The following is a 9,035-nucleotide window of genomic DNA, read 5'->3' as shown; positions in this document are numbered from 1 at the left end:
TAGCGATAATACACATAATTCTAATACTCCTTTTTTGAATTGGATATTCATAAGCATTCCCTTCTAATTTTATTTAGCTATATTATATACTATGCTACCTTATAAAGCAAGGTACTGTTTAATAAAAATAGCTGCTATGATGCAGCTAAAAATTAAGTCCTTCTTTATGAACAGAGACATTTAATGCAATTCCTATACAGACTAAATTGATTAACTGGAAAGTCCCACCATAGCTTAAAAAAGGAAGAGGAATACCAGTTATAGGCATAAGACCTATGGTCATTCCAATATTTTCCCATATATGGACTAAAAACATGGCAGCAAATCCAGTAACCATTAAAGAACCAAAAGTATCTGTACTATTTTTAGCAATTTTTATAAGCCTTAGAAGTAGTATAAAATATAGAAGAATAAGAGTCAATCCCCCTATTAGACCAAGTTCTTCACCAACTACTGCGAAAATAAAGTCCGTTTGCTTTTCTGGAAGATAATTATATTGAGTTTGAGTTCCGTGGAATAATCCCCTTCCAAATACTTTTCCAGATCCTATTGCAATTCTTGATTGTATGGCTTGGTAACCTGTACCAGACGTATCTCTTTCAGGATCTAAAAAGTTAAATATCCTATCACGTTGATAACCTTCAAGAGAAAACCATAATATTGGAAGACTTATAATTCCTGCTAGGAATGCATAACCGATGTATTTCCAATCTAAACCTGCTGCAAAAAGCATGACTATAACGAAGAACACAAATACTATGGCAGTTCCTAAGTCTGGTTGTTTTGCTATTAATAAAATGGGTATACCTGACAAAAATATTATTTTTAGCAAGGTTGATGGTCTATTTATTTCATTTTTATTTTTATCAATAAATTTAGCTAAAAATATTATGATACCAACTTTTGAAATTTCCGCTGGTTGGAAAGTAAACCCGCCAATAGTTAACCAAGAATCTGCTCCCCATTGGTCGGCACCTGTTCCGAAAAATGCAACAGCTACTAATAGTAAAACTGATACTATATATATAGGAATATAAAATTTTCCTAAGAATTGATAATCTAATAAAATTAAAAAGATAATGGTCATAATACCTAAGATTGTTGAGATAGATTGTACTTTTACATAACGGTTAGTTTCAAATGTTAAAGTAGCTGATTTAATCATTACTATACCAAAAATACAAAGTAGGATAACAGTAATAAACAATATAAAATCAAAATTTTTAAAAGATTTTCTTTTTAAATTAAACATTAACAAAACTCCTTTTTTAGAACTAAAATAAATTATATCATATTTTATACGGAAGACATAGAAAATTTAAAATTATTGAATCTTTGTAAAGTTAAATATTGAACTATTTATAACTAAATATATAGGGTATAATTGATGATAACCATAGATTAAAATTTAAATAAACAGTTAATTTTTGTTATAATAACTACTGAATCAAATAAAAACATGAAAGTTATACATTCAAGAATGCCTCTCATAATAAAGGCTGATGATAAAGGATAGCAACAATTAAAACTGTTTTAAATATTTATTTAAAGTAATATAAAAAATTAAAGGTAATAAATGGTGAAGAAAGGATGATTTAATGTATATTGGATGTCATTTAACTATTGCTAAAGGTTATAAGAAGGCAGCAGAGTTGGCTTTAGAAGTAGGGGCCAATGTTTTTCAATTTTTTAGTAGGAATCCAAGAGGTTCTTCTTCAAAGGAATTGGATATGGATGATATAGAAGAAATGAAAAAAATTTTAGAAGAAAATAATTTTGGTCCCTTATTAGCTCATGCTCCATATATTATAAATTTAGCCTCTCATAAAAACAGAATACATGGAATGGCTAAAGGAATATTAAAAGAAGACTATGAAAGGTTAAACGAGATTTCCATACCATATTTTAATTTTCATCCAGGGAATCATGTAGGGAATGGGTCAGAATATGGGGTTCAGAGGATAATCGATGCCTTAAATGAAATAATAGAAGGAAATGAAACTACAATGCTTTTATTAGAAACCATGTCTGGTAAAGGTACAGAAATAGGTCGTAATTTTGAAGAGATTAAAGCTATAATAGATGGAGTAAAGTATAATGAATTAGTAGGAGTTTGCTTAGATACTTGTCATATTTACTCAGCGGGTTATAATATTGTAGAGGATTTAGATGGAGTATTGGAAGAATTCGATGATATTGTTGGATTAGAAAAGTTGAAAGCTATTCATTTAAACGATAGTATGATGGAATTTGATAGTAAAAAAGATAGACATGCTAAAATAGGGGAAGGGACTATAGGTTTAGAAGCTATTAAAAATATTATAAACCATTCTAGTATAAAAGATTTACCCTTTTATTTGGAAACTCCTAATGAATTAGGAGGATATAAAAAAGAGATAGAGTTATTGAGAGAACTAAGAGATTAGGAAAAAGTAATATTTCTTATTATCAAGCATTAATTTATTATGAAGGAGATATGATTATGAAGGAAGATAAACAAATGGTAGAGATTTGGGGAGATATAGTTGAAATTAAATCTTTGGTACTGTCTATAATTATTTCTGGTATTACAACTATGGGTGCTTATTTTTTAGCACCATCTAATAGCCAAATAAAACAGCTATTTTTTGGTTTGATTGGAGCAGTTTTAGGGTTTTCTATATCAGCTTTATCAGTTAAGCCAAAACGTATTATTATTCTAGAAGAAAATACAAAAGATGAATAAGGGGAACTATTAACTATGAATACAATACTTATTATTCAAATGATTTTAGCAGCTTTGAGTGCTGTATTAATATATACAATTATTGGTTTTGTTCCGGGGACAGATGAAACATCGGTACTTATGCCCATAACTTTAACGGTAGTATTAGCTGGTACACCCCCTATAATTGTGTTGACTTTTTTTATAGCAGCAATTGTTACGTTGAACTTAATCAATGCTATACCAACAGCTTTGGTAGGATTACCAGGTGGTGTAATGTCTAGCCCAATGTTGGAACATTCTTTGTATTTGAAAGAAAAGGGAATGTCAGCAATAGTTATCAAGAAGATGGCAGTAGGCTCTTTAATTGGGACAGTTATATCAATTCCTATTGCTTTATTCCTTGCAAATATTTTAGCTCCTTATGGAGAAAAAATAAAGATTTTTGCACCGCTATTGTTTTTCTTAGGAGCGATTTTTTTATCCTTAATTGGTAAAAACAAAATACTATCTTTGCTTAGCATCGTACCATTGGCATTATTGTTTATGGGATTAAGGCATTTGTACTGGGGAATAGGGATTGTACCAAGAGATGTAAATATTACAACATCTTTCTTCCTTGGTATTACAATCGGTCCTTTAATCGTTTCTTTATTTACACTTTTGAATAAAACCAAACGACAATTTATGGTAGTTGAAGATGTGAAAAGAATAGTAATACCAAGTGAGGCTAGAGGAAGTAAAACACTAAATCCCTTTAAAATACTAACGAAAGAAGAAATAAAAAATGCATCTATTTCAGCTTTAATTGTAAACTTTTTATTCGTACTTAGTCCTGTAGGATTGACTATTTTATTTGGAGAGGCAGTTGCAAACAGGATGAAAGATCCTACAAGTAAGGCGACAACAGCCATTACGACTATGAGTGCTTTAGGTCAAGCAACTTATCTTTCAGGGATAATCATTCCTTTAATGGCTATAGGTCTTCCTTTATCACCAACTGCCATTGGACCAGGAGGTGCGTTGTTTAATGCTCCCCCTATTTTTACAGTTGAAAACAATTTACACCATATATTAGATAAATGGGAATTTATTGTTGCCATATTAATTGGTGCAGTAATTGCAGTAACGATAACTTATTATATTACTAATAGATTTGCTGGCGTAATTTCAGCTTTTGTCCTAAGAAAAATACCTCATGAAGCGATTTTAGGTCTATTTATTTCATTTATTCTTTTATTAGCATATATGGATGCGGGGCTTATAAATATTTTTGGGGTATTACTAATAGGTATTACTTGTGGAACGTTGAATAAATTAGGGGTTAGTTATGGAATACAGTTTATGACTTTATATGCAGCCCCTTGGATAGTAGAAAAGATTATTTTATTATAATACTAATGAAGAAGGAGTACAGTATGGAAAACAAAACTACAATAGGAACTGCTATAGGTAAAATAATTTTGATTGGTGAACATGCTGTTGTATATGGACATCCAGCATTGGCTATACCTTTTCCAGAAACAAAAATAAAAACCATTATTAATAGAAAAAAAGGCCATGTAACATTAGATTGTTATTTTTATAAAGGCTTGTTATCTAACGTACCAGAAAGGTTATTAGGTCTAACTACTATTATCAAGGAGATAGTAAATAGTTTTAGCGAGAAACTGGAAGATATTAGTATAAAAATCGAAAGTTCTATTCCACCAGAACGAGGAATGGGCTCTAGTGCTGCAGTAGCCGTTGCAACAGTTCGGGCTTTATATGACTTTTATGAACGACCATTAACCAGAGAAGATTTATTCAAATGGTCAAATATATCTGAAAAAATAGTCCATGGAAATCCAAGTGGTATAGATGCGGCAATTATTATAGGAGAAACTCCACTTTACTATATAAAAGGGAAGCCTTTTATTCCATTTCCTTTTAAATTAGATGCATATTTAATAGTTGCAGATACTGGAGAGCTTGGTCAAACCCAAGCTGCTGTTGCTAGCGTTAAAAAATTAATAGAATTTAATCCTAAAGAAGGAGAAAATATAATAAAACAACTAGGTATTTTAACTGATAATGCAAAAACTTCAATTAAAATAAATGATATAGTATCTCTTGGTAAAACTATGAGTAAAGCCCATACTCTATTGGATAAATTAGATGTCAGTAATGAAACACTAAATTATTTAGTTTCTGTAGCAATAGACAATGGGGCTTTAGGTGCTAAATTAACTGGTGGTGGTCGTGGTGGATGTATGATTGCTTTGGCTGAGACTCAATATCAAGCAAATTTTATCTCTAATAAATTATTATATAGCGGAGCTAAAAATACCTGGATATATAATATGGGAGTTGATTTGGCGTGAAAGTTAAGGGAAAAGCAAGAGCTCATGCAAATATTGCTCTAATCAAATATTGGGGAAAGAGAAATGATGAGTTGATTTTACCAATGAATAGTAGTCTTTCCTTAACTTTGGATTGTTTTTATACAGAAACAGAGGTAAATTTTAATGATGAAATTGAAAAGGATTATTTTTATTTGAACGACAATATCCAAGATGAAGCTGCCACCAAAAAAATAAGTGATTTTTTAGATTTGTTCCGTAATTCTGCAGGAGTTAAGTCGTCAGCAGTGGTCAAAAGCACTAATTATGTACCTACTGCTGCTGGACTAGCTTCATCTGCTTCAGGATTTGCTGCATTAGCAGCAGCTGCAAATGTAGCTAGTGGATTGAACTTAGATAGTAAGGAGTTGTCAATATATGCAAGACAAGGTTCTGGTAGTGCAACAAGGAGTATTTATGGTGGTTTTGTAGAATGGAGAAAAGGAATATCTGAGAAAGATTCCCATGCTATTCCTATAGATGACGCTAAATGGGATATTGGAATGGTTGTTGTAATAGTAAATGCAAAAGAAAAATTAATTTCTAGTCGTGAAGGGATGAAACTGACAATGGAAACTTCACCTTTTTATACTAGTTGGGTGGAAAGCGCAGAAGAAGACTTAAAGCAGATTAAAATTGCAATTAATAAACGAGATTTTGAACAAATAGGGTTAATTGCTGAAAGGAATAGCCTAAAAATGCATGCTACCATGCTAGGGGCAAATCCACCACTATCCTACTGGCAACCAGATAGTGTTACAGTAATGAAAATAGTACGTGAATTAAGAGAAGAAGGTATTCTCTGTTATTTTACTATGGATGCAGGACCTAATGTAAAAATACTTTGTAAGCTATCGGAAAGTCATATAATAAGAGAAAGATTAAGACAAATATTTGAAAGCAAACAAATAATTGTGACTGGACCAGGCCCAGGAGTTACTATTCTTTAGAAGGAGATGTACAAATATGATTAGAACTTATGCACCAGGTAAATTATTTATTGCTGGTGAATATGCGGTAGTTGAACCAGGTTATCCAGCAATTTTAGTAGCAGTTGATAGAGGAATTTTGGTTTTATTAGAAGAAACGTTAGAACGGGGGAGCATTAGTTCTTATGGTAATATATCCATATTCTGGTCAAGGGAAAATGATAAACTAATTTTAGATAAAACTGATGATCGTTTCTCTTATATAATATCTGCTATTAATACGGTTGAAACCTATGCCAAAGAGCAAGGTAAAGAATTAGACTATTATCATTTAAAGGTAGTCAGTCAATTAGAAACCAATGAAGGAAAAAAATATGGATTGGGTTCTAGTGCTGCTATTATTGTGGCTACAGTAAAGGCTTTATCTAAGTATTATGAACTTGGAGTATCAGATAATGAGCTGTTTAAACTATCTGCCTTAGCTAATTTAGCTATAAATAGCAATGGTTCCTGTGGCGACATTGCAGCCAGTGTTTACGGGGGCTGGATTGCTTACACTACCTTTGATAGAAATTGGGTATTAGAACAACTTAAAGATAGTACAATTACTCAATTATTAAACAAACCATGGCCAAGTCTTTCCATTGAACCCTTGACACCTCCAGAAAAATTAAAATTAGTGATTGGTTGGACAGGTACTCCAGCTAGTACTTCTAATTTGGTAGCTCAAGCTAATGATAAACGAGCTGAAAATAATATATTTTATGAAGAATTTCTGTATGAAAGTAAAAAATGTGTAAATGAAATGATTACTGCTTTTAAAGAAAATAATATTAAAGAAATACAAAAACAAATACAGGTCAATCGACAACTTCTAGTTAATATGGGTAATAAATTAGGTATCGTTATAGAAACACCTTTATTAACGAAATTATGTAATATAGCATTAAAATTCAACGGTTATGCCAAATCATCTGGTGCTGGTGGAGGAGATTGTGGTATCGCTGTTTTTCAAAATGATAAGTATTTGCTCCCATTGATAGATGAGTGGAAAAAAGCAGGAATAACTTATTTACCATTGGAGGTATATGATGGAGATAGAAGTTTTAAACCTAGATAGTAGAGAAATTTAATTTGCTTTAAAATGGTATCGGCAACAGAAATGAGAAAATTTATATTTTATTGTATATCTGTATATAAATGCGACGTAAACGTCGCAAATTGTGAATTTTAAATTGTGAATTGAAACCTTAAGAATTAAAAATAAGGTTATGCTTGTAATGTTATTTGCATTAATGGGTTGACATATAATCGGGTTGACACATAGGTCAACCCCTACGATGTGGAATATATCATGGTTGTGGGTAGGGATGGACCTGTGTGTCCATCCGGTTTCATACGACACATAATATATTTGGCATCTCAGTGGTTCTAGCATATATCATGGTTATGCGTAGGGGCATACCCATGTGTCTGGCCTCTAATGATACGACACGTCATATATAATTTGTGCTATTATTATAAAACCAAAATAGCTTCCTTCAATGTATGCCAGGCTAATACCGCACATTTTACCCTAGCAGGCATATTGGAAATATTTTGGAGGACAATGGCGTCTTCCAATATTTCTAATTCATCTTCATCAGTTACTTCTTTTTTTATCATTCCTATGAAAGTTTCTACTAGATTTAATGCTTCTTCTATGGTAATATCCTTTATTAAATCTATCATTATAGAAGTAGATGCCTGGGATATAGCACAGCCTACACCAGTAAAGGAAGCATCTTCTATTATATTTCCATTAAGTTTTAATTCTAAAGTAATATCATCTCCACAACTCGGATTATGACCTTTTTCTGTAATATCAGGATTTTGGAGATGTTTTTTATTATGCCCACTTCTATTATGTTCCATAATAAGCTGAGTATATATCGAATTAAGATCCATAGCCAAACCACTTCCTTACGTTTTTTATTCCTTCAATAAATTGATCTATATCTTCCTTTGTATTATATATATAAAAGCTAACTCTAGAAGTAGCAGGGATGCCTAAATACCTCATAAGGGGTTGGGCACAGTGATGGCCTGCTCTAATTGCTATTCCATAGGAGTCTAGTATAGTTGCTATATCATGAGGGTGGATGTTATCTATAGTGAAGGATATTATTCCACCTCTCATGTTTAAATCCTTAGGTCCTTGTATATTTATATAGGGAAGTCTTAGCATTTTATCTAGGGCATATTCTGTTAGTATTTTCTCATGTGCTTCAATTTTGTCTATTCCAACTTTTTCTAAATATTCAATAGCTGCCTTAAGGCCTACAGCCCCTTCTACATTTTGGGTTCCAGCTTCAAATTTGTAAGGTAGGGGAGCGAAGGTAGCTTCTTGTTCATAAACGTATTCTATCATATCTCCTCCCATCATAAAAGGAGGCATTTTTTCTAATAATTCTTTTTTCCCATATAATACACCAATTCCCATAGGACCAAGCATTTTATGAGCAGAAAAAACAAAAAAATCTGCATCGATTTTTTGAACATCTATTTTCATATGGGGAGTGCTTTGAGCTCCATCTACTACAACTACAGCTCCCATTTTATGGGCATAATTTATTATTTCTTCAATTGGATAGATAGTCCCTAGGGCGTTAGACATATGAGCTATACTTACTATTTTTGTTTTTGTTGTAATTTTATTTTTTATTTCATCTAAAGTAAGTCTACTTTCTTCATCTAAATACATATATTTTAATATTGCTTTTTTCTCTTTTGCTATTCTTTGCCATGGAAGTATATTGCTATGGTGTTCTGATATAGATAATACAATTTCATCTTCTTCATTGATAAATTTCTTTCCATAGGAATAGGCAATTAGATTTAATGACTCGGTAGTATTTCTTGTAAAGATGATTTCATTTATATATTTAGCATTTATAAATTTTTTAACCTTTTCCTTAGCTAAATCATAGGCTTCTGTTGCTGATATGCTTAGCTTATGTGCTCCCCTATGAGGATTACCAT

At 31.7% G+C, this 9,035-nt stretch carries 10 protein-coding genes; 7 read left to right on the top strand and 3 right to left on the bottom strand.

Features of this window, described 5'->3' with window-relative positions:
- Nucleotides 1-145 precede the first annotated feature (145 nt).
- Nucleotides 146-1,252 carry a rod shape-determining protein RodA gene (gene rodA, locus VK998_RS04525; protein ID WP_325225971.1) on the bottom strand — a complete coding sequence of 369 codons (1,107 nt, stop codon included), beginning with the start codon at nt 1,250-1,252 and terminating at the stop codon, nt 146-148.
- Between the two features lie 171 nt (nt 1,253-1,423).
- Between rodA and VK998_RS13000 the strand changes: the two genes are divergently transcribed.
- From VK998_RS13000 to VK998_RS04495, 7 genes are all read left to right on the top strand, one after another.
- Nucleotides 1,424-1,516, top strand: a complete 93-nt coding sequence (locus VK998_RS13000; protein WP_414713562.1) for an SOS response-associated peptidase family protein — start codon at nt 1,424-1,426, stop codon at nt 1,514-1,516.
- An 82-nt stretch (nt 1,517-1,598) separates the two neighbouring features.
- The gene (locus VK998_RS04520) at nt 1,599-2,426 is read left to right on the top strand and encodes a deoxyribonuclease IV (protein ID WP_325225969.1); all 828 of its coding nucleotides are present in this window, start codon (nt 1,599-1,601) and stop codon (nt 2,424-2,426) included.
- A gap of 56 nt (nt 2,427-2,482) precedes the next feature.
- A complete protein-coding gene (locus VK998_RS04515) occupies nt 2,483-2,725 on the top strand; it encodes a hypothetical protein (protein ID WP_325225966.1) in 243 nt (80 codons plus the stop codon).
- 15 nt (nt 2,726-2,740) lie between these two features.
- Complete coding sequence (locus VK998_RS04510) at nt 2,741-4,099, top strand: tripartite tricarboxylate transporter permease (RefSeq protein WP_325225965.1); 1,359 nt, start codon at nt 2,741-2,743, stop codon at nt 4,097-4,099.
- A gap of 23 nt (nt 4,100-4,122) precedes the next feature.
- Nucleotides 4,123-5,067, top strand: a complete 945-nt coding sequence (mvk, locus tag VK998_RS04505; protein WP_325225962.1) for a mevalonate kinase — start codon at nt 4,123-4,125, stop codon at nt 5,065-5,067.
- Nucleotides 5,064-6,035: a diphosphomevalonate decarboxylase gene (gene mvaD / locus VK998_RS04500; RefSeq protein WP_325225960.1), complete on the top strand. Its 972-nt coding sequence runs from the start codon at nt 5,064-5,066 to the stop codon at nt 6,033-6,035. The genes mvk and mvaD overlap by 4 nt, the downstream gene beginning before the upstream one ends.
- 16 nt (nt 6,036-6,051) lie before the next feature.
- Complete coding sequence (locus VK998_RS04495) at nt 6,052-7,134, top strand: phosphomevalonate kinase (RefSeq protein ID WP_325225957.1); 1,083 nt, start codon at nt 6,052-6,054, stop codon at nt 7,132-7,134.
- Nucleotides 7,135-7,532: 398 nt separating this feature from the next.
- On the opposite strand, the gene sufU is transcribed toward VK998_RS04495, so the two are convergent.
- Both sufU and VK998_RS04485 read right to left on the bottom strand, forming a co-directional pair.
- On the bottom strand, nt 7,533-7,961 hold the full coding sequence (sufU, locus tag VK998_RS04490; RefSeq protein WP_325225954.1) for a Fe-S cluster assembly sulfur transfer protein SufU: 429 nt from the start codon (nt 7,959-7,961) through the stop codon (nt 7,533-7,535).
- On the bottom strand, nt 7,951-9,035 hold a 1,085-nt coding region (locus VK998_RS04485), incomplete at its 5' end, for a cysteine desulfurase (RefSeq protein ID WP_325225952.1). The genes sufU and VK998_RS04485, both read right to left, overlap by 11 nt.

This window comes from Schnuerera sp. (assembly GCF_035459645.1).
Taxonomy (GTDB): domain Bacteria; phylum Bacillota; class Clostridia; order Tissierellales; family Tepidimicrobiaceae; genus Schnuerera.
This window is presented reverse-complemented; position numbering and strand designations above follow the sequence as displayed.

What these genes read in the sequence shown, in the direction of transcription:
- rodA (WP_325225971.1), bottom strand. Translation starts at nt 1,252, where the DNA reads ATGTTTAATTTAAAAAGAAAATCTTTTAAAAATTTTGATTTTATATTG.
- mvk (WP_325225962.1), top strand. Translation starts at nt 4,123, where the DNA reads ATGGAAAACAAAACTACAATAGGAACTGCTATAGGTAAAATAATTTTG.
- sufU (WP_325225954.1), bottom strand. Translation starts at nt 7,961, where the DNA reads ATGGATCTTAATTCGATATATACTCAGCTTATTATGGAACATAATAGA.
- VK998_RS04510 (WP_325225965.1), top strand. Translation starts at nt 2,741, where the DNA reads ATGAATACAATACTTATTATTCAAATGATTTTAGCAGCTTTGAGTGCT.
- VK998_RS04515 (WP_325225966.1), top strand. Translation starts at nt 2,483, where the DNA reads ATGAAGGAAGATAAACAAATGGTAGAGATTTGGGGAGATATAGTTGAA.
- VK998_RS04495 (WP_325225957.1), top strand. Translation starts at nt 6,052, where the DNA reads ATGATTAGAACTTATGCACCAGGTAAATTATTTATTGCTGGTGAATAT.
- VK998_RS04520 (WP_325225969.1), top strand. Translation starts at nt 1,599, where the DNA reads ATGTATATTGGATGTCATTTAACTATTGCTAAAGGTTATAAGAAGGCA.